General features: G+C 54.1%; 22 protein-coding genes. 3 read left to right on the top strand and 19 right to left on the bottom strand.

Annotation, left to right across the window (positions count from 1 at the left end):
- Both BGO64_RS07545 and BGO64_RS07550 read right to left on the bottom strand, forming a co-directional pair.
- On the bottom strand, positions 1–1,301 hold a 1,301-nt coding region (locus tag BGO64_RS07545), incomplete at its 3' end, for a copper resistance system multicopper oxidase (protein ID WP_502686714.1).
- Positions 1,302–1,396: 95 nt separating this feature from the next.
- Positions 1,397–1,723: a hypothetical protein gene (locus BGO64_RS07550; protein ID WP_017778717.1), complete on the bottom strand. Its 327-nt coding sequence runs from the start codon at positions 1,721–1,723 to the stop codon at positions 1,397–1,399.
- Between the two features lie 555 nt (positions 1,724–2,278).
- Between BGO64_RS07550 and BGO64_RS07555 the strand changes: the two genes are divergently transcribed.
- Positions 2,279–2,425 (top strand): universal stress protein, encoded by a 147-nt coding sequence (locus tag BGO64_RS07555; RefSeq protein WP_231504395.1) that lies wholly within the window; start codon positions 2,279–2,281, stop codon positions 2,423–2,425.
- Positions 2,426–2,463: 38 nt separating this feature from the next.
- On the opposite strand, the gene BGO64_RS07560 is transcribed toward BGO64_RS07555, so the two are convergent.
- The 3 genes from BGO64_RS07560 to BGO64_RS07570 form a co-directional block, all read right to left on the bottom strand.
- On the bottom strand, positions 2,464–2,694 hold the full coding sequence (locus tag BGO64_RS07560) for a thioredoxin family protein (protein ID WP_005303858.1): 231 nt from the start codon (positions 2,692–2,694) through the stop codon (positions 2,464–2,466).
- A gap of 13 nt (positions 2,695–2,707) precedes the next feature.
- Positions 2,708–3,709, bottom strand: a complete 1,002-nt coding sequence (locus BGO64_RS07565) for a permease (RefSeq protein WP_005303856.1) — start codon at positions 3,707–3,709, stop codon at positions 2,708–2,710.
- A gap of 115 nt (positions 3,710–3,824) precedes the next feature.
- Positions 3,825–5,261 (bottom strand): glutathione synthase, encoded by a 1,437-nt coding sequence (locus BGO64_RS07570; protein ID WP_005303854.1) that lies wholly within the window; start codon positions 5,259–5,261, stop codon positions 3,825–3,827.
- Between the two features lie 243 nt (positions 5,262–5,504).
- On the opposite strand from BGO64_RS07570, the gene BGO64_RS07575 reads away from it, so the two are divergent.
- Positions 5,505–5,783: a hypothetical protein gene (locus BGO64_RS07575; RefSeq protein ID WP_005303852.1), complete on the top strand. Its 279-nt coding sequence runs from the start codon at positions 5,505–5,507 to the stop codon at positions 5,781–5,783.
- A 52-nt stretch (positions 5,784–5,835) separates the two neighbouring features.
- Here the strand turns inward: BGO64_RS07575 and BGO64_RS07580 are convergent, their stop codons facing one another.
- From BGO64_RS07580 to BGO64_RS07635, 12 genes are all read right to left on the bottom strand, one after another.
- Complete coding sequence (locus BGO64_RS07580) at positions 5,836–6,384, bottom strand: sigma-70 family RNA polymerase sigma factor (protein ID WP_224480017.1); 549 nt, start codon at positions 6,382–6,384, stop codon at positions 5,836–5,838.
- A complete protein-coding gene (gene arsC, locus BGO64_RS07585; protein ID WP_043163175.1) occupies positions 6,381–6,812 on the bottom strand; it encodes a glutaredoxin-dependent arsenate reductase in 432 nt (143 codons plus the stop codon). The genes BGO64_RS07580 and arsC overlap by 4 nt, the downstream gene beginning before the upstream one ends.
- Positions 6,809–7,885: an ACR3 family arsenite efflux transporter gene (arsB, locus tag BGO64_RS07590; protein WP_005303846.1), complete on the bottom strand. Its 1,077-nt coding sequence runs from the start codon at positions 7,883–7,885 to the stop codon at positions 6,809–6,811. Before arsB ends, arsC begins: the two co-directional genes overlap by 4 nt.
- Positions 7,885–9,126: an organoarsenical effux MFS transporter ArsJ gene (gene arsJ, locus BGO64_RS07595; RefSeq protein WP_005303844.1), complete on the bottom strand. Its 1,242-nt coding sequence runs from the start codon at positions 9,124–9,126 to the stop codon at positions 7,885–7,887. Before arsJ ends, arsB begins: the two co-directional genes overlap by 1 nt.
- Positions 9,127–9,133: 7 nt before the next feature.
- Positions 9,134–10,150 carry an ArsJ-associated glyceraldehyde-3-phosphate dehydrogenase gene (locus tag BGO64_RS07600; protein ID WP_005303842.1) on the bottom strand — a complete coding sequence of 339 codons (1,017 nt, stop codon included), beginning with the start codon at positions 10,148–10,150 and terminating at the stop codon, positions 9,134–9,136.
- Between the two features lie 10 nt (positions 10,151–10,160).
- Positions 10,161–10,658 carry a phosphatase domain-containing protein gene (locus BGO64_RS07605; protein WP_224480018.1) on the bottom strand — a complete coding sequence of 166 codons (498 nt, stop codon included), beginning with the start codon at positions 10,656–10,658 and terminating at the stop codon, positions 10,161–10,163.
- A gap of 33 nt (positions 10,659–10,691) precedes the next feature.
- The gene (locus tag BGO64_RS07610; RefSeq protein WP_043163174.1) at positions 10,692–11,192 is read right to left on the bottom strand and encodes an arsenate reductase ArsC; all 501 of its coding nucleotides are present in this window, start codon (positions 11,190–11,192) and stop codon (positions 10,692–10,694) included.
- Position 11,193: 1 nt separating this feature from the next.
- Positions 11,194–12,981, bottom strand: a complete 1,788-nt coding sequence (gene arsA, locus BGO64_RS07615) for an arsenical pump-driving ATPase (protein ID WP_005303837.1) — start codon at positions 12,979–12,981, stop codon at positions 11,194–11,196.
- Between the two features lie 68 nt (positions 12,982–13,049).
- Positions 13,050–13,478 carry an arsenite efflux transporter metallochaperone ArsD gene (gene arsD, locus BGO64_RS07620; protein WP_005303835.1) on the bottom strand — a complete coding sequence of 143 codons (429 nt, stop codon included), beginning with the start codon at positions 13,476–13,478 and terminating at the stop codon, positions 13,050–13,052.
- Between the two features lie 10 nt (positions 13,479–13,488).
- Positions 13,489–13,968, bottom strand: coding sequence for an arsenate reductase ArsC (locus BGO64_RS07625; RefSeq protein WP_005303833.1), 480 nt, complete (start codon positions 13,966–13,968; stop codon positions 13,489–13,491).
- Positions 13,965–14,348, bottom strand: a complete 384-nt coding sequence (locus tag BGO64_RS07630) for an ArsR/SmtB family transcription factor (protein ID WP_005303831.1) — start codon at positions 14,346–14,348, stop codon at positions 13,965–13,967. The genes BGO64_RS07625 and BGO64_RS07630 overlap by 4 nt, the downstream gene beginning before the upstream one ends.
- An 85-nt stretch (positions 14,349–14,433) precedes the next feature.
- Positions 14,434–14,730 (bottom strand): ArsR/SmtB family transcription factor, encoded by a 297-nt coding sequence (locus BGO64_RS07635; RefSeq protein ID WP_005303829.1) that lies wholly within the window; start codon positions 14,728–14,730, stop codon positions 14,434–14,436.
- A gap of 106 nt (positions 14,731–14,836) precedes the next feature.
- Here BGO64_RS07635 and BGO64_RS07640 point away from each other — a divergent pair, with 106 nt between their 5' ends.
- Positions 14,837–15,913 carry a permease gene (locus BGO64_RS07640; protein WP_005303827.1) on the top strand — a complete coding sequence of 359 codons (1,077 nt, stop codon included), beginning with the start codon at positions 14,837–14,839 and terminating at the stop codon, positions 15,911–15,913.
- Between the two features lie 48 nt (positions 15,914–15,961).
- Here BGO64_RS07640 and BGO64_RS07645 read toward each other — a convergent pair whose 3' ends face one another.
- Positions 15,962–16,990, bottom strand: coding sequence for a polysulfide reductase NrfD (locus tag BGO64_RS07645; RefSeq protein ID WP_005303825.1), 1,029 nt, complete (start codon positions 16,988–16,990; stop codon positions 15,962–15,964).
- A gap of 9 nt (positions 16,991–16,999) precedes the next feature.
- On the bottom strand, positions 17,000–17,704 hold the full coding sequence (locus BGO64_RS07650; protein ID WP_005303823.1) for a 4Fe-4S dicluster domain-containing protein: 705 nt from the start codon (positions 17,702–17,704) through the stop codon (positions 17,000–17,002).
- Between the last annotated feature and the right edge of the window lie 7 nt (positions 17,705–17,711).

Genomic DNA, 17,711 nt, shown 5'->3' on the forward strand with positions numbered 1-17,711 from the left:
TGATCCATACCTGCCATAGAGCTATGATCCATCGCTGGCATTGCACCTGATGCCATACCAGGCATTGAGCCATGATCCATACCTGCCATGGAGCCGTGATCCATTCCGTCCATGGAGCCCATCATATCTTCCATTGAAAGAGGCTCAGGTTTGTCTACAGTAGGAATCGGAGCTGAAAGGCCAATCGCCGTCGACAACGTACCTCGGGCAAAACCAGTACGATCCATCGACTGTGCGAAAATCGTATGGGCGTTATCGATGGGTTGAACAATGACATCGTAAGTTTCACCAGGGCCGAAACGAAACTCATCTACGTCTATAGGTTCAATATCAACACCATCGGTTTGTACAACCGTCATTTTTATGCCTGGAATTCTGACATCGTAAAAAGACCCTCCAGCACCATTTATAAATCTAAGTCTGATTTTCTCACCTTTATTAAAGACACCAGTCCAATTTCCATTAGGGGTTGTCCCATTCATTAGATAGGTTAAAGTTGCGGAGGATAAGTCAGCCAAATCTGTAGAATTCATTCTCATTTCATTCCACATCTGGCGTTTGGTGAAGGCAACTTTTAATCCACTGTTGCTGACATCGTTAATGAAGTCGATAGCTGTAGGCTGATTAAAATTATAGTAATCACTTTGCGATTTCAATTTTGATAAAATTCGCATCGGGTGCTCATCTGTCCAGTCTGACAAGAGAACAACATAATCTCTATCGGCTGATATAATCTCGCCTTCTTTTGGCTCTATAATTAAAGCGCCATACATTCCCGTCTGTTCTTGAGAACCAGAGTGAGAGTGATACCAATATGTACCGGACTGTTCCAACGTGAATTTATATGTGAATGTCTCTCCTGGTTTAATACCATTGAAACTAATACCAGGTACGCCATCCATTTCAAATGGGAGTATTATACCATGCCAATGAATAGAGGTAGGCTCACTGAGCTTATTGGTAACACGAAGAGTAACCTCATCGCCTTCCTTTAAGCGTAATGTCGGTGCAGGTATGGAGCGATTGACAACCGTGGCAATTCTTGTACTTCCAGTAAAGTTGACAACAACTTCTTCAACTACCAGATCGATTACTGTTCCACTTAAAACTGAGCTGTAAACCTTTTGCGGCAGTTCTTCTTTAGCGTTAATTGACATAGGAATCGATGCCACAACTCCGCCAGCAGCAATCCCTTGAACAAACTTTCTTCTTGAGATAGAAGGATTAAATCCATTTTTACTATGAACATCATTCATAAGCGCCTCCATTTCATCACAGCTGTGATGTGTGATGATGCTCATTATAGAAATCAATGTACAATTACAATACTGTCATTTTTCTCAATGCGTAGAAAGAAATGCGCCAAACTTACGTTAAGCGCATGATTTTATTTGCTTTATCTGTTTCGCCCACTACCCATTCCATGCTGAAGTGCAATCACATGGACATCACCGTTGTAGCTGACTTTGACTGTGTTGATACTTTTGCCCATGGGGAGTTGCAGTTGCTTTGTCTTCCCAGGAGTAGCCATTACAGTACCCAGTTTAGTGTCATCCAGGGTAGATACACTTACAGTGTCGGTACTAAGTGCGTTGGCACTCCAATCCATATATATAATGTTGTGCCCAGCACGAACGTTATAAGGCACCGGAGCCTGAGCAAAAGCGGAGAAGCTTCCGACGACCAGCGTACATGCCATTAATGCACCAATTTTAATATTCATAAACCACCTCATTTAATTATGACTCAAGTTACGTGACTAACTATAAACTCTGAGTCATTACATGAAGCTGTCACAAAAATTACAAATTAGTAATAAACCTATTGAAGAGCGCTTGGGGAAAGCTGGATGACTGGATCAGGACATACCCTATTTTTGGCCTGCTCAGATAGAGATTCGGTTCATGCAGCATGAATCGCCCGGCTTCTCTAGGGAAAGTGCGAACAAGTATCCCAAGAACAAAAAATGAAAATTTTAGTCATTTAATATCAATGGGTTACCAGTAAATGCTCTCGTGCCATATGACTTATTCGCACCTTCCTTAGTTATACCTGACAGAACGATAATTATCGAAAACGCCATGCACACCCATAAGAATTCCATTGTGGTGGTACTGTTGGGCTTTCATGCACTATGCCGCCCGAAACTCAAGGGGCTGGAATGTGACTGGGTGATGGTCAGCAAGTGACGAGCCCAAACGCCCGCATGCACAAGCCAAATAGGTCTTGAGCTGGTATCAGGGTTGAAGCAATACTGCTGCAAGGGGATGTGGTGCCAGTGGTTTGCCAGCATGCGGTAGAGGTGGGTTGCAACCTTATAGTGATGGGGGCTTACGGTCACTCACGGATCAGGCAGTTCATTGTGGGAAGCACGACAGCGGGGATACTGAAAACGACCAAAGCCTCTCTGCTGTTGCTGAGGTAATTTAGTAGCAGGGGCGGGATAACCTGCCCCTGCGTGTATCAGAACCAGCTTTGCACCGCCTCTCTGGCAGGTATCCCACCGGCATGTACTACCTTGTCATCGATGACGACTGCTGGCGTAGACATCACCTTGTACTTCATTATCTCGGGCAATGACTCCACCTTCTCAAGCTGAATTGACACACCAAGCTCATCCACCACCTGCTGGATAAGTTGAACAGTGTTCTTGCAGTTGGCGCAGCCGATGCCGAGCACTTTTACATTTTTCATCTCATATTCCTCATCAAGAAATTAACGGCGATACGAAGTTAAACACCCACCCAACCAACGTGAAGGAAACCAGTAGCACCAGCAGCAAGGTGCCCAGTAACTGCCACTTCATCACTTGTTTGAGCAGAATAAATTCAGGAAAACTGGCCGCTACTGTGCTCATACAAAATGCCAGTGTCGTCCCAATCGGCAGCCCATTGACAATCAAGCTCTCCATCACCGGGATCACTGCGGTGGCGTTGGAGTAGAGGGGAATGCCGATGAGAACCGCCACAGGCACTGACCACCATTGGCCTGCTCCAAGATGTGAGGCAATCCAGCCATCAGGCACAAAGCCATGAAGCGCGGCACCAAGCCCCACACCGACAATGACCCAGATCCATACCCGTTTGAAGATGGTGAGGGTTTCATCTTTAGCAAAGGCATGACGCTTGGCCAGCGAGAGGCTCGGGGCATCGGTATGCTGCTGGACGATATCACCTTGCTGATGCTGCCCCTGCTTGAGGGCCTCAGCGGCAAAATCAGCCAGCCAACGCTCGGCCTTTATCTTGTCCAAAAACGCCCCACCCAGCATGCCAACCGCCATGCCAACTACCACGTAAATCAGGGTGAACTTCCAGCCCAGCAGACTGACCAGCAACAAGACGGCCACTTCGTTGATGAGCGGTGAGGTGATGAGAAAGGCCATGGTAATCCCTAGCGGGATACCGGCTGAGGTGAAGCCGAGGAACACAGGGATACTCGAACAGGAGCAGAAGGGAGTAATGGCACCAAAGCCGGAGCCAAGAAGATAGCCCAACCCTCTGTGCTTGCCCGCCAAATAGTCCCTCACCCGTTCAACATTCAGGGAGGCCCGCAACATGGCCACGATGTAAATCATGACCAGCAGCAGGGCAAAGATCTTGCTCACATCCTCCACGAAGAAATGCAGCGCATCCCCCAGCTTGGTTTGCGGGCTCAGGCCCAATTGCTCGTAGACCAGCCAGCTGGCTAGGTCGGTGAAAATCTGAAACATAATGACTCCATCAACATCGGTGTTATCCAGAAGACGTGGCATGTCCGCAAAAGATGCTCATATCTTTTGTTTTTTGCTAACGCCGCGATCTCATGGTTCGCCCCCAGCCCCTTCATCAATCACTGAATACCAATGAATCAAGGACGCCTTGCCCGCTATGAACGCCCCCTTCTGTCGATCCGGCTGATTTGCTACGGATCAGGTATCCAGCAAAGCTCTGCTCGGCGCAACCAGGATTGCCATCTATCTGAACGGTGAACATGCCTAGTTCACTGATCAAGTCCGTCACCCGATGCAGCTCTCCTTTGCGTACTATCCAGGCTGACATCGGTCTGGGAACGGGATGTAATCGGCCCATTAGTGACCAAGCCTGATATTGCCGGGGCTCCAGTGTTTCTAATTTTGCCAGGATGTCTGCCCCAAACAGACAATGCCCACCTCCTTCTCCTTGGTTTTTAAGTACCCAACTATTGGAGGGCGCAGCTTTTACAAAGTGGAGGCTATCAGGGGTCACAGGATGCATTTCACCCAACACGCCTCTTACCGTGTCAGCCTCTTGCGGGGTCAAGCCAAATGCAGCGAATCCCTCTTCTCCCAAACGTGACAGCAGCATTTGTACTCGCTTGCTGGTCGCCAATTGCTGGGCGACCGTGGCATTGACGGCGACTCTATGTCGCTCAATCACCACACGGGTCGCCATCAGCGCCTGGCAACATCTCTGCTCTTTGAGGTCTGTCGCCTCATAATCTGAATATTGGTATCCGGCCCGCAGGTAGACGGTATCGAGGGAGCCGACACCATCGAGGAGCAGTCTGTTGTTAGCGCCCGTGCTCAGTTGATTATGAAGTTCACGAAAGGTTCTGCGCTGCGTCTCAATCCCTTTGCGCTGGAGTGCCAGCTCAAGCAGGTGTTGATCAAACACATTGTTTTCATGTTCCTGCACAATCATCAGAAACCTTGCCGGGCCGGGGTCGCCAAACTCACGCTTGATCTTGAAGGTGGCCTCGGCAATGCCTGCTGACAATCCTTCAATGGCATGATTACTGACAAGTTCACCCATTGCCTGATGCGGCTCTTGCATGTACGCAGCAGGCCATTGCCGTTGCAGATAGCGGTGCAGTTCATGTATCCGCTGACCAAATGGCCCCATACCTGCGGCGATACCATTGAACTCGATCAGCTTGTGGCCATCGCGCTGGTCGTCCATAAAGTCGCTGCGCATGATGAGTAATGGCAGCCGGGGTGGCTTGGTGGCTGATGAGTGTATCTGTTGGTGCATGCTGAGCAGGGCTGAAAAGAAGGGATCGCCCGCCGTAATGGGATGAATGGCATCATGTAAAAAGCCATGATCCTCTGAGACGGCATAAATCAGTTTGCTTAAGGTCTGTGCCGCACTTTTCAAATGCTGGTAGTCCCGTTGGCTGATCGGTGTCGGCGCCAGGGTAAATGGGGTATGCACAGCAGAATACAGCGACTCTTTAAAGGCTACACCGTGGGTTAATGCCCACTCGACTGCATCATCTTTGGCTTTCTGGATGTCGAAAGAACTCATCATACGATCCTGATTATTGACTCACGAACCTCAAGGCGTGGTTGCCCAGCCCTCATATCGAACAGCGATCTTCATATCCTCATCAGACGAGCGCAGCACGTCACGAGGAAGACGCGCAAGCAGCGAAAAGGATGCACTTCAATTTTCTGAACCACGTCAACCTGACTCAGGTATTGTCATATTCTCGTCATACTTCCCAGCGATGATTAATAAGAATTAATCAATCAACATGGATAGATGAACATGAAAAAAATCGTCGCTTCCGCCGCCCTGCTGGGCTTTAGTCTGCTTAGCACCGCCGCCTTTGCGAGCGAATTCAACCTGCCCGGTTTTGTCACCGAAGTGGAAGATGGGCGGCTATGGGTCTTTAAAGAAGGCTCGCCAGAGCTGGAAGAGTTCAAGCAACATGGCGAACCGGCAAAACAGTTCAGCAATATCGGGGCAGGCCCCAATGGCATGACCATTAAAGCAGCCAACCAAGAAACCTTGGATGAGTACCTGTCCGAAGCCAAGAACAAATAAAGAAAAGGCCAAGGTGAAAACCTTGGCCTTTTTACTGAACATGGGTCATGGCTTACTTCGCAGCCGGAGTGAAGCAACACACCCGACCCGTCTCATCCAGCCTGACCTGACAGTCCAGAGAGAGCTGCTGACGCAAGCGTTGCCTGGCTCGCAATAAACGCGACTTGGTGGCGGTGAGGGTCAGACCGTATTGGGCGGTATAATCCGCCTGCTTCACGCCTTCCAAATCGCAGCGCTTGAGAATATCCCGGTCAGCCTGGGCCAGCCTCTCCAGCACTCTAGGCAAGCAGCCAGCCAATGAATCGACCGCATCAAGCTCACTCTGCTGCATTGCCAGCTCGTCATGTAGTTGAAACATCGGGCGTTGTCGCCGGCTTCTATCAATCACCAGATGTCTGGCGACTTCAAACAGCCAAGCCCTGGCATTCTCGATGGCGCAGAACTTGCCCTGCTGGCGGATTGCTCGCAAGAAGGTCTCTTGTAGCAGATCATCTGCATCCATCGGGCTGCCAGATTGCTTGAGTAGCCACCCATAGATCTCATGTTCATGCTGTTGCCATGCCGTCATCAGGCAAGGCGGCGCACCGGTTGGCTGGGTCACTTGATGCGTTTTCCTTGGGCATCCACCACCTGCTCCCCATCCTCCTTGGTAAAGGCCCCTTGCTGAGGGCTCGGCAGGATATCCAACACCGCCTCTGACGGACGGCACAGCTTGGTGCCAAGCGGGGTCACCACGATGGGACGGTTGATCAGGATGGGATGAGCCAGCATGGCATCGATCAGCTGGTCGTCGCTGAATCTCTCCTCGGCCAGTCCAAGCGCCTCAAAAGGCGGCACGTTTTTGCGCAACAGGTCGCGCACCGATATCCCCATGGCGGCAATAAGCGCGACCAGGATCTCGCGGCTCGGCGGCGTCTCCAGATAGTGGATGACGGTCGGCTCAACCCCTGAGTTGCGGATAAGTGCCAGCGTATTGCGAGAGGTGCCACAGGCCGGGTTGTGGTAAATGGTGATCTTGGGGTCACTCATGCTTGCGCCTCCGCTTTGCCATAGTTGCGCTTCATGCGCAGGGCCACGTTGACCAGGGCGATCAGCACGGGCACTTCAACCAGCGGGCCTATCACACCGGCGAAGGCCTGATCCGAGTTCAGGCCGAATACCGCGATGGAGACCGCGATGGCCAGCTCGAAGTTGTTGCCGGTCGCAGTAAAGGCGATGGAGGCGTTCTTGTCATAGGGAATACCCAGCTTCTTGCCCACCAGGAAGCTGGTGAAGAACATCAGCACGAAATATACCACCAGAGGCACAGCAACCCGCAGTACATCCATCGGCAGCTCAACGATCATCTCGCCCTTGAGGCTGAACATCAGCACGATAGTGGCCAGCAAGGCGATCAAGGTAATGGGGGAAATGGCCGGGATGAAGCGCTCGGTGTACCACTTCTCCCCCTTGGCCTTGACCAGGTAATGACGGCTCAGAAAACCTGCCAGGAAGGGAATGCCAAGATAGATCAGTACGCTTTCTGCGATATCCAGCATGGTGATATCCACCGCGAAACCCTGCAAACCAAACAGCGGGGGCAGCACTGTAATGAACAGCCAGGCCATAAAGCTGTAGGTGAGGATCTGGAAACCGCTGTTGAGCGCCACCAGGCCTGCGCCGTATTCCTTGTTGCCACCACCGAGATCGTTCCACACCAACACCATGGCGATACAACGAGCCAGGCCAATCAAGATAAGACCAACCATGTAGTCGGGGTAATCATGCAAGAATGTCAGGGCGATGACGAACATCAGGGTGGGGCCAACCAACCAGTTCATTACCAATGAGAGGGTAATCGCCTGACGGTCGCGTGTCATGGCGCCCATGGTGCCGTAGTTCACCTTGGCGAGCGGCGGATACATCATCAGGATGAGGCCTATGGCCAGCGGGATATTGGTGGTGCCGACCGACACCGCCTCGTTCCACTGAGCCACCTGGGGGAACAGGTAACCAATTCCCACCCCGATGGCCATGGCGACGAAGATCCAGAGGGTGAGATTGCGGTCGAGAAAACTCATTTTTTTGCTGACGGGCAGATCGCAGCAGGCTGTTGTACTCATCACGAGACTCCATGAGGGTTGGATGAAGTGGAAGGCTGATGGCGTGGCAAACCAATGGAGATAAACGCCGCCAGCAGGATAAAGAGGGTGGAGATCCAGAGGCAGGCCTCGAGACCATAGAGCTGGAACACCAGCCCGGAGAGCAGGGTGCCTAGCAGGCGCCCCAGGGCATTGGCCATGTAGTAGAAGCCCACATCGAGCGATACCCCATCTGCACCGGCATAGCTGACGATGAGGTAGCTGTGCAGGGAGGAGTTGATGGCAAACAGAGCGCCAAACACCATCAAGCCGCCCACCAGGCTGATGGCCGGATGCACCTCATAGTGGAGCGCCAGGGCAATCAGGGCCGGGGTCAGTGCCAACACTAGCGCCCAACGCATCGCAGCCTTGCCATCGGGTACACGTCCCTCTCGCTTGCCGGTAAAGCGGGGCGCCTGGGTCTGAACCACGCCATAAGCAATGATCCAGAGCGCCAGGAATCCCCCCACATACCAGTGATCCCAGCCAAAGCTGGAGGCGAGGTAGACAGGCAACGCCACCACAAACCAGACATCACGGGCACCAAACAGGAACAGACGGGCCGCCGACAGGTAATTGATGGCGCGGCTCTTGGAGAAGATTTCGCTGAACTTGGGCTTGTTCTTGGCTTTGCCGAGATCCCGTTTCAGGGTCAGCATGCTGACGCACCACACCAGCGCCAACGCCAGGGCCATAACCAGCACGGCCCCCTGAAACCCGAGCAGGGTCAACAGGGCGCCACCGAGGAAAAAGCCCATCCCTTTCAGGGCATTCTTCGAGCCGGTGAGGAGTGCCACCCACTTGTAGAGCTGACCCTGGGCCTCCCCCGGCACCAGCAACTTGATGGAGCTTTTGGCGCTCATCTTGTTGAGGTCTTTGGCTATCCCCGAAAGCGCCTGCGCCCCCATCACCCAGGGCACCGTCAGCCAGAGCGGTGGCACCAGCAACATGCCCAGTGCCAGCACCTGGAGGGCCAGCCCTATGTTCATGGTGCGGTTGAGCCCAAGGCGAGCCCCGAGCCAGCCCCCCACCAGATTGGTCACCACCCCGAAGATCTCGTAAAAGAGAAACAGGGAGGCGATGGCCAGCGGGCTGTAACCGAGCCCATGGAAGTAGAGCACCACCAACATGCGCAGAGCGCCATCGGTCAGGGTGAAGGCCCAGTAGTTGCCGGTCACCAGCAGATACTGGCGGATCTCGGGGGAGAGTCGGGTCAGTTCCATGGCGGGGTTATCCTTGCGCCTTGTCCATTTGACCGACCATGCGCATCAGCTCGGCGGTGCGGTTGGCATAGCCCCACTCGTTGTCATACCAAGCGTAAATCTTCACCTGGGTGTCGTTGACCACCATGGTGGAGAGTGCATCTATGGTGCAGGAGCGCGGATCCGTCTTGTAATCCACCGACACCAAGGGGCGCTCTTCATAGCCCATGATCCCCTTGAGCTCACTCATAGCGGCAGCCTTGAGCAAGTCATTGACTTCGGCTTCGGTAGTAGGGCGGTTCACCTCGAACACGCAGTCGGTGAGGGAGGCGTTGGCGAGCGGCACCCGCACCGCATGACCGTTCAGCTTGCCCTTGAGCTCGGGGAAGATATGGGTGATGGCGGTGGCAGAACCCGTGGTGGTGGGGATCAGGCTCAGGCCGCAGGCGCGGGCACGGCGCAGGTCAGCATGGGGGGCATCCAGAATGGTCTGGGTGTTGGTGATGTCATGAATGGTGGTCATGGAGCCGTGCTTGATGCCGAGCTGCTCATGGATCACCTTCACCACTGGCGCCAGGCAGTTGGTGGTACAGGAGGCAGCCGTCACTATGGGATGCTGCGCCTTGTCGTAGAGGTGGTGGTTGACTCCCATGACGACGTTCAGGACACCTTCTTCCTTGACCGGAGCTGTCACCACAACACGCTTCACCCCTTGCGCTAGATAAGCATTGAGCAGGGCCTTGGTTTTCATCTTGCCGGAAGCCTCGATCACCACATCACAATCAGACCAGTCAGTCTGACCGATCTCTTTGTTGCGAGTGCAGAGGATGCGATGGTTACCGATCACCATCTCGTCCCCATCGCTGCTGGCTTCATGATGCCAGCGGCCATGGACTGAATCGAAGGTGATGAGGTGTGCCAGAGAGGCGGCATCGCCAGCCGGGTCATTGATGCGCACAAACTCCACATCCGCCCAGTCGAAGGCGGCGCGAAATGAGAGACGGCCCATGCGGCCAAAACCGTTGATACCAACTTTGATAGTCATGCTGTTTTCCTTAACCGGCGAATGAGTAGTGGGTATTGAGGTAGTGAACGTGGGGCGCCAGGGTCAGCGCCTTAGGGCGCAGCCCTTGCACAAGCGACTTGACCTGTGTGGGGGCGTAGCCCGCCTCCAGCAGCAAGATGGCCGCCATCAGCCCGGTACGACCCGAGCCGCCACGGCAATGAATGGCCAGGGTCTGACCCGCCGCCAGACGCGCCAGCAGATCTGCCTTGTGGTTGGCAAAGGCAGCGGCAAAGGGCGCTTCGGGGGCACAATCGTCCTCTACCGGCAGCTGGAACCAGGCCAGCCCCAACGCGGCGCACTCTGCGGGCAAGCTATCGGCCTTGAATTCGCTAAGCTCGGCATCGGGCATCATGGTGACCACCGCATCTGCCCCTGCGGCTTGCAGGGTCTTGAGGGAGGCTTGCAAGGAAGCCTCCTTGGTGCCAGGGCAGGGGGTGAAGATAAGGCGGGCGCCATTATCCAGGTTCAGGATGTCAAACGGGTGCATGATAAACAGCGACTCCATGTCTCATTGAGAACGTTAGGTGGGTGAAGATAGGTTGATGGTACGCATCGCTTGTTGCAGCGAGATGCGATCCAGTTTGTTCAGTGGCAGGCTCAGAAAGATCCGCAGCCGGTTGCCGATTTCGTGATAAGCCTTGTTGAACGCCGCCCATTGCGCCGCATCACTCTCTGTCACGGCAGCCGGGTCACTAAAGCCCCAATGGCCGGTGATGGGCTGCCCCGGCCATGCCGGGCACTGCTCGCCTGCCGCCTGGTCACATACCGTCAGGATAAAATCCATCTTGGGGGCATCTGGGTGGGCAAATTCTTCCCAGCCTTTACTGCGCAGGGTGCTGGTGTCCAGATTGTGTTGCGCCAGCAATTCAAGGGTCAGTGGGTGTATCTCCCCTTTCGGGGAGACGCCAGCACTAAACGCCTTGAAGTTGCCCTGACCGAGCCGGTTGAGTAGCGCCTCCGCCATGATGCTGCGGGCCGAATTGCCGGTGCAAAGGAAGAGCACATTGAACGGACGTTGCATCTCACATCTCCTTGTAGATGGGGTGACATAAATCTTGCAGCGCTTTCACGCCCACCGGCTCGACAGCTTGCAAGGGCACCACGGCATAACGCTTGGCATGCTCCTGCTTGACCGCTTCGATATGGGGCTGCTGGCGATACGCTCGCTGGGCCAGCAGTGGCGAGGTGACACTGGCCGGGGCCAACATGTGATTGACTACCCAGGCCCATGGCTCGATACCGGCGCGGCGCAGGTCAGCTTGCAAGTTGGCCGCCTCCTGTACCGGGGTGGGCTCGGGCAGGGTGACGATCATCACCTTGGTCTGTTTCGGGTCTTGCAGCTGCATCATGGGGGTGGTGAAGTGCAGCCCTTTGCCACCCATCTGACGGGCGATCTCTCTGTGATAGGCACCAGTCGCATCAAGCAGCAAGAGGGTATGGCCAGTGGGCGCCGTATCCATCACCACGAAGCGCTTGCCAGCCTCGCGAATGATCCGCGAGAAGGCCTGAAACACGGCAATCTCTTCGGTGCAGGGGGAACGCAAATCTTCTTCCAGCAGTGCGCGACCCTGGGCATCCAGACTCGCCCCCTTGGTAGCCAGCACCTGAGCACGGTAACGCTCGGTCTCGGCGTGGGGATCGATACGGCTGACCTCCAGGCTGGGCAGTGCCCCTGCCAGTGTCTCCCCCAAATGGGCGGCGGGATCTGAGGTGGTCAGGTGAACCGGCAGGCCTCGACTAGCAAGCTCCACCGCCACTGCCGCAGCCAGGGTAGTTTTACCCACACCGCCCTTGCCCATCAGCATGATGAGCCCGTGGCCATCGCTGGCCAGCTCATCGACCAGTTGCTTCAATCCGGGGTGTGGTTCAGTGGTTGCGCTCTCAACCTCATAAGTCCCAGTGACCGATGCTGCACCCAGTAACTGGCGCAGGCTGTCCACGCCCACCAGATTGGTCGCTAACAGCGGCACTCTGTCTTGTGGCAAACTTGCCAGCAGCGCTGGCATATCAGCCATAGCCTGCTGCTCACGTTGCCATACGGCTGTTGCCAAGGGATCATCAACCAGCTCGCTTTGCGGGAAGATGCCATTGATAACCAGTTGCTGATTGGCAAGACCGATGGTCGCCAGTTCGTCATGGGTACGTGCCACTTCCCGCAGGGTCGAGGCTTGCGCGCGGGCGACCAGGATCAGCCGTGTTTTCCCGGCATCAGAGAGTGCTGCAACGGCCTCAGCATATTGGCTGCGCTGCTTTTCCAGTCCAGCCAATGGCCCCAGACAGGAAGCATCGCCTTTGCCCTGCTCCAGAAACTCGCTCCATGCCCCCGGCAATTGCAACAGACGGATGGTGTGACCGGTCGGTGCCGTATCGAACACGATGTGGTCGTATTCCCCCACCAGGCTGCTGTCGGTCAAGAGCGCAGTGAACTCGTCAAAGGCGGCGATCTCTGTGGTGCAGGCACCGGAGAGCTGTTCTTCAATACTGCGTACCACGCTTTCGGGCAGCTTGCCGCGCACTGGGCCAACGATACGTTCGCGATAGGCTTGCGCGGCGGCTTGCGGGTCAATCTCCAGTGCTGATAACCCATCGACTTGCGGGATCCTGGTGATCTGGTTCCCTATCTGGGTGTCGAACACTTGGCCTACGTTTGAAGCCGGATCCGTGCTGACCAGCAGTACCCGTTTGCCACTGTCACACAAGGCAACCGCACTGGCACAGGCCAGCGATGTTTTACCCACCCCACCTTTACCGGTGAAGAAGAGAAATGGGGGCGAATCATTGAGAAACGAGTAGTTCAGAAACGGGGACATGAGAGACTCCTATCAGGAAGAACGAGGCCATAAAGCAAACAGAGATCTTTCCAACCACACGATGGTGCTTAGCAGCAACCACTGCTACCGGAGCAGCATCCACTCTTGACGATCCCTTTGATGGCCCCGGCTTTGTTGGACTCAGCTTCTGGCTGTTCAACGTCGGCACCATCGCTTTCTGGTGCTTTCGGCAACTCCAGTCCTGCATAGCGGATCAGCTCAGCGCGGCTGGGATAACGACCAGTGAGTACCACCTGACCATCAACCAGCGTCACCGGTAATCCTTCTTCCCCTGTCAGTTCCAAGAAGGAAGATACTGCCGGGGTTTCAGCGAAGACCAGAGGCTGTTGTGCCAGGTTGAATCGGTATAAAGAGCCACCCTGCTGCTTGAGCCACTCGGCATCACCAGCAAAGATCACCAGATTTTGGTCAACATCTGCGCCACATACACCGCTGGAGCAGCACAGGGCAGGGTCGAATACCTGTATCAGTCTCATGATTTCTTCCTCACTTAATCTCGGTGGCAATCGTATCCAGAGCTGCTTTCAGCCCCTCGCGATCATTGGAAAAACGGGATACATCCTGCGACAAGAGGGCTTCGATACGCTTTCTCAGCGTCGAGTATGCACAGTGAAAGGCGAGCGCTATCTGCTCCTCGCTGCCGGTCACATGAGCGGGATCATCTACGCCCCAGTGGGCTCGCAATACAGGCCCCAAATAGACAGGACAGGTTTCATTGGCCGCGTTACCACACACACTGATCACAACATCTGGCGTCACCGGCAGCTCATGCCAAGATTTGCTGTGCAATCCGCTGATGTCGATACCTTCGTGGGTCAATAACGCCAGTGAACGAGGATGTACCTCACCGGTTGGCTGACTACCGGCACTCATGGCATGCCAACCGGTTGGAGCCAGGTGGTTAAAGGTCGCCTCTGCCAGAATGGAACGGCAAGAGTTGCCTGTGCATAGGAACAAGATATTCATGATGAGCAACTTTCCTTGTTGGTGCAGGTATGAACGGGGGGGAGCACCTCAGGGGTACAATTGGCCGCGCTGCGCATATCCGAGCACTGCTCTGGATTGCCATAGCAGCACTCTTCGGTGAGGTAACCGATCAAGTCGAGCATCAGGGGAATATTGGCGCGGTAACGCAAGAAACGGCCCTCTTGCTCCACCGAGACAAGGCCTGCATGCAGCATGGCTTTCAGATGGAATGAAAGAGTGTTCGGGGCGATATCCAGTTCACTGGCAAGCTGGCCAGCGACCATACCCTCCAGCCCTGCCTTGACCAGCAGACGCCATACATCGAGGCGGATACCGGATGCGAGAGACTCGAAGACTTTAGTGGCAGTATCTTTATTCATTTGAACCTCTTCATTCATTTCATGAGTACAACTATACAAGAATAGTTGAAATGATCAACCCACCCAGACCTTGCCATTGATTTATTTAGGTACAGGTGCTGTTTACACAACACTCTTCACGGAAAAACGCGATGATCTCTTCCAGCACTTCGTATTGAGAGACGCACAGCAGAGTACGGCTCTCCCGGTTCTGCTTGACCAGACCCACCGAGACCAGTGCGGCAATGTGGTGGCTCAGGGTCGATGCGGGAATGGCGAGCTGCTTTTGCAACTCTCCGACAGGCAGGCCCTGTTCTCCCGCCTTGACCAAATGCTTGAAAATGAACAAACGGGTCGGATGACCCAGCTCTTTCAATGCCTTGGCAACCTCTTCCAACTCCATAGCTCGCTCTCCTTGATGAAACATATTTCGATAATACCAGAAATATCTTGACCACCCCAATTGTTCGATTATTCTGGAAATGTAGTAAATCAAAGAGGATATGAAGATGAATGATTGGTTAACCATGCTGACAGATGCATCTCAGATGTTTTTGTTCCTGGCCTTTGAGCTCTCTGTACTGTTCCTGGTGATCAGTGCCGGGGTCAGCTTGATCCGCCAGAAGATACCCGACGCCAAGATTCAAGCCATGCTGGGGGCACGAAAAGGCAGAGGCTATTTGATTTCTGCGGTACTGGGGGCATTGACCCCTTTTTGCAGTTGCTCAACCATTCCTATGCTGCGCGGACTCTTGTCTGCCAAAGCCGGTTTTGGGCCAACCCTGACCTTCCTGTTTGTCTCGCCGCTGCTCAACCCGATCATCATCGGCTTGATGTGGGCCACTTTCGGCTGGAAAGTGACGGTACTGTATGCCGTGATTGCAGCAGGCGTTTCTGTACTGGCGAGTATGCTGCTGGACATGCTGGGGTTTGAGCGTCATGTCATTGACCCCAAAGAGGCCAAGCAAAGCAGCTGTGGCACCGGTTGTGACACCACTACACAAGAACCTGCAAGTGTGAGTGCAACAGCCTGCTGCTCAAGCAATGCTATCAAGTCCGTCAAACCGCTAAAAGCTCAGGCATCTTGCTGTACTGCGCAACCCGATGAGGCCGCGCCAACTGTCTCTTGCTGCGCAGATGGCACTGCGGCACTGACCCAGGCCCCAGTCATTCCCACGGCCTTCGCCAAAGCGCGTATCGATGCCTGGCAACAATTCAAAGAAGTGCTGCCTTACTTGTTGCTGGGGGTGCTGATAGGGTCATTTATCTATGGTTTCATCCCCGCCGAGTGGATAGCGGCCCACGCCGGGGTAGACAACCCGCTGGCGATCCCATTCAGCGCAGTTGTGGGTATTCCACTCTATATCCGGGCAGAAGCCGTTATCCCTCTGGCATCGGTATTGCTGGGCAAAGGAATGGGCATGGGGGCGGTGATGGCACTGATTATCGGTAGTGCGGGGGCCAGCCTGACCGAGGTGATCCTGCTCAAGTCGATGTTCAGAACACCTATGATTGTGGCGTTCCTGACCGTAATACTGGGGATGGCCGTCATGATGGGTTATCTGACCCAACTGCTGTTTGCATAAATGACAAAGGGCCTTCTGAAACAGAAGGCCCTTTTTTACACGGGAAAATTACTTGGCTATTGATGAGCGTGTGTTGATGAACAACCCCATCAGCTGGAACAACAACGCAGCCATTGAAATCCCCAAGATCAGAATACCGATCTCGGCCAGGTTAGGAACATAGTGTTGTACAGCACCAAACCAGGTCGATTTTGGCCCAAGAGACACCAACTGTCCGCTGGTCACAAAGGCAACCTCAGCCAGGAAAGACCAGAGCAAGGTCACCAGCATGGCCACTTTCACATTCATGAATGACAGCGCCAAGGCGATGACAAAACCGAGTGGCAGCCAGCCCTGTACCCACATACCGTTTCCCACACCGCTGTTTCTGATGCTGTAAACCCAGAGTACAGAGAGCAGGATAATCTGGGCTATCACTGCAAGCCGCCAAATACCCCATAAGCGTGGATTGAATGCGCGGGTTACTTGCAGCAAGCCGATAATGGAGACCCCACTGACCATGGCGCAGACAAGGGTAAACAGCGCTGACTGCGCCCCTGAAAATGCGGCTCTGGCCACGACAGTGCCAAACACCGACCCTAATGTCAGCGAGGCCAGACAGGCAATGACCAAGGTACTCCAGGCCAACATACGGCCTTTCGCAAGGTGTACTCCCTTCCATTCAGCCAAGAACTTAAGCAGTAACAACACCAGCTCAATGGAATAGAGTGTTCCCATCCACCAGATAGGGGACATCACGTTCGGGGACAAGACCAACCAGATGATGCTAAAGGGTGACCCCATCTCTGTCGCCAGTGCAGTGAACGCTCCCAGCAACAGGGCTATGGCGGTGAGCAGCAACTGCCTCTTGTTCTGTTTCAGCCAGTCATCATCCAATATCTCAGCCAACGCGAGCAAGATGGATGCCCCCGTGCTCATCAATGCCAGAAAAATGTAGGTGATCAGCGGCAGCGTCCAGATCATGCTGTCGTTGGTTTTGAATGAAGAGTGGAAAAACCACTCTTCAATAGCGAAAAAACCACCGAAAAGACAGCCAGCCACCGCCAGTAACAGGGTCATCCTGGATGTATTAGTCATAGCGCCTCCCTATACCCGGCGGGTTGGTGTGTATTGTCTGATATAGAAAACCTTGGCCTGAGTGCCTAATTCAGCTCTCAACGGTTTGCCATCAAATTGGCGGATCAGGACAGATACCTCACTGTTAGGGTCATCCAAATCGCCCACAACCCGAGCATGTGACGGACAGGCATCGACACAAGCAGGATTGAGCCCCACTTTCAGACGGTGGTCACAGAAGGTGCATTTCTCCACCTTGCCACGATGCCGCAATACTGGATAGGTGTTGCCACGCTCGGGGTTACTGTTGGGACATCCCTCACCTCCAGATGCTTCCAGCATGGTCTTGGGGGTGTAGGTGCCAGCAGGCAACACCCCATCTAGCCGCTGCCACTCTTCGTGGGGTTTATTCCAGTTGAAGCTGATGACACCGTATGGGCAATTCACCATGCAGGCCTTGCAGCCAATACACTTGTCGGGGTCGTGGAGTGTCAGTCCCCCTTCGCCCTTATGCATGGCTTTGGTAGGGCAGCCGTTGACACAGGGCGCATTGTCACAGTGGTTGCACATGGTGGAGATGTACTCAAATCTCACATCAGGGAAGACCCCTTCGGACTTGATGATCTTGTCGCACCAGTTAATATCGGGTGTGGTGTTGTTTTCCGCTTTGCAAGCGAAGACACAGCCACTGCAACCAACACATTTCTGTTGGTCAATTACCATTCCATAACGCATTGACTTG

The sequence above is a fragment of the Aeromonas sp. 62-46 genome (assembly GCF_001898585.1).
GTDB lineage: Bacteria > Pseudomonadota > Gammaproteobacteria > Enterobacterales > Aeromonadaceae > Aeromonas > Aeromonas caviae.

What these genes read in the sequence shown, in the direction of transcription:
- BGO64_RS07550 (WP_017778717.1), bottom strand. Translation starts at nt 1,723, where the DNA reads ATGAATATTAAAATTGGTGCATTAATGGCATGTACGCTGGTCGTCGGA.
- BGO64_RS07560 (WP_005303858.1), bottom strand. Translation starts at nt 2,694, where the DNA reads ATGAAAAATGTAAAAGTGCTCGGCATCGGCTGCGCCAACTGCAAGAAC.
- BGO64_RS07565 (WP_005303856.1), bottom strand. Translation starts at nt 3,709, where the DNA reads ATGTTTCAGATTTTCACCGACCTAGCCAGCTGGCTGGTCTACGAGCAA.
- BGO64_RS07570 (WP_005303854.1), bottom strand. Translation starts at nt 5,261, where the DNA reads ATGAGTTCTTTCGACATCCAGAAAGCCAAAGATGATGCAGTCGAGTGG.
- BGO64_RS07575 (WP_005303852.1), top strand. Translation starts at nt 5,505, where the DNA reads ATGAAAAAAATCGTCGCTTCCGCCGCCCTGCTGGGCTTTAGTCTGCTT.
- arsC (WP_043163175.1), bottom strand. Translation starts at nt 6,812, where the DNA reads ATGAGTGACCCCAAGATCACCATTTACCACAACCCGGCCTGTGGCACC.
- arsB (WP_005303846.1), bottom strand. Translation starts at nt 7,885, where the DNA reads ATGAGTACAACAGCCTGCTGCGATCTGCCCGTCAGCAAAAAAATGAGT.
- arsJ (WP_005303844.1), bottom strand. Translation starts at nt 9,126, where the DNA reads ATGGAACTGACCCGACTCTCCCCCGAGATCCGCCAGTATCTGCTGGTG.
- BGO64_RS07600 (WP_005303842.1), bottom strand. Translation starts at nt 10,150, where the DNA reads ATGACTATCAAAGTTGGTATCAACGGTTTTGGCCGCATGGGCCGTCTC.
- BGO64_RS07605 (WP_224480018.1), bottom strand. Translation starts at nt 10,658, where the DNA reads ATGCACCCGTTTGACATCCTGAACCTGGATAATGGCGCCCGCCTTATC.
- BGO64_RS07610 (WP_043163174.1), bottom strand. Translation starts at nt 11,192, where the DNA reads ATGCAACGTCCGTTCAATGTGCTCTTCCTTTGCACCGGCAATTCGGCC.
- arsA (WP_005303837.1), bottom strand. Translation starts at nt 12,981, where the DNA reads ATGTCCCCGTTTCTGAACTACTCGTTTCTCAATGATTCGCCCCCATTT.
- arsD (WP_005303835.1), bottom strand. Translation starts at nt 13,478, where the DNA reads ATGAGACTGATACAGGTATTCGACCCTGCCCTGTGCTGCTCCAGCGGT.
- BGO64_RS07625 (WP_005303833.1), bottom strand. Translation starts at nt 13,968, where the DNA reads ATGAATATCTTGTTCCTATGCACAGGCAACTCTTGCCGTTCCATTCTG.
- BGO64_RS07630 (WP_005303831.1), bottom strand. Translation starts at nt 14,348, where the DNA reads ATGAATAAAGATACTGCCACTAAAGTCTTCGAGTCTCTCGCATCCGGT.
- BGO64_RS07635 (WP_005303829.1), bottom strand. Translation starts at nt 14,730, where the DNA reads ATGGAGTTGGAAGAGGTTGCCAAGGCATTGAAAGAGCTGGGTCATCCG.
- BGO64_RS07640 (WP_005303827.1), top strand. Translation starts at nt 14,837, where the DNA reads ATGAATGATTGGTTAACCATGCTGACAGATGCATCTCAGATGTTTTTG.
- BGO64_RS07645 (WP_005303825.1), bottom strand. Translation starts at nt 16,990, where the DNA reads ATGACTAATACATCCAGGATGACCCTGTTACTGGCGGTGGCTGGCTGT.
- BGO64_RS07650 (WP_005303823.1), bottom strand. Translation starts at nt 17,704, where the DNA reads ATGCGTTATGGAATGGTAATTGACCAACAGAAATGTGTTGGTTGCAGT.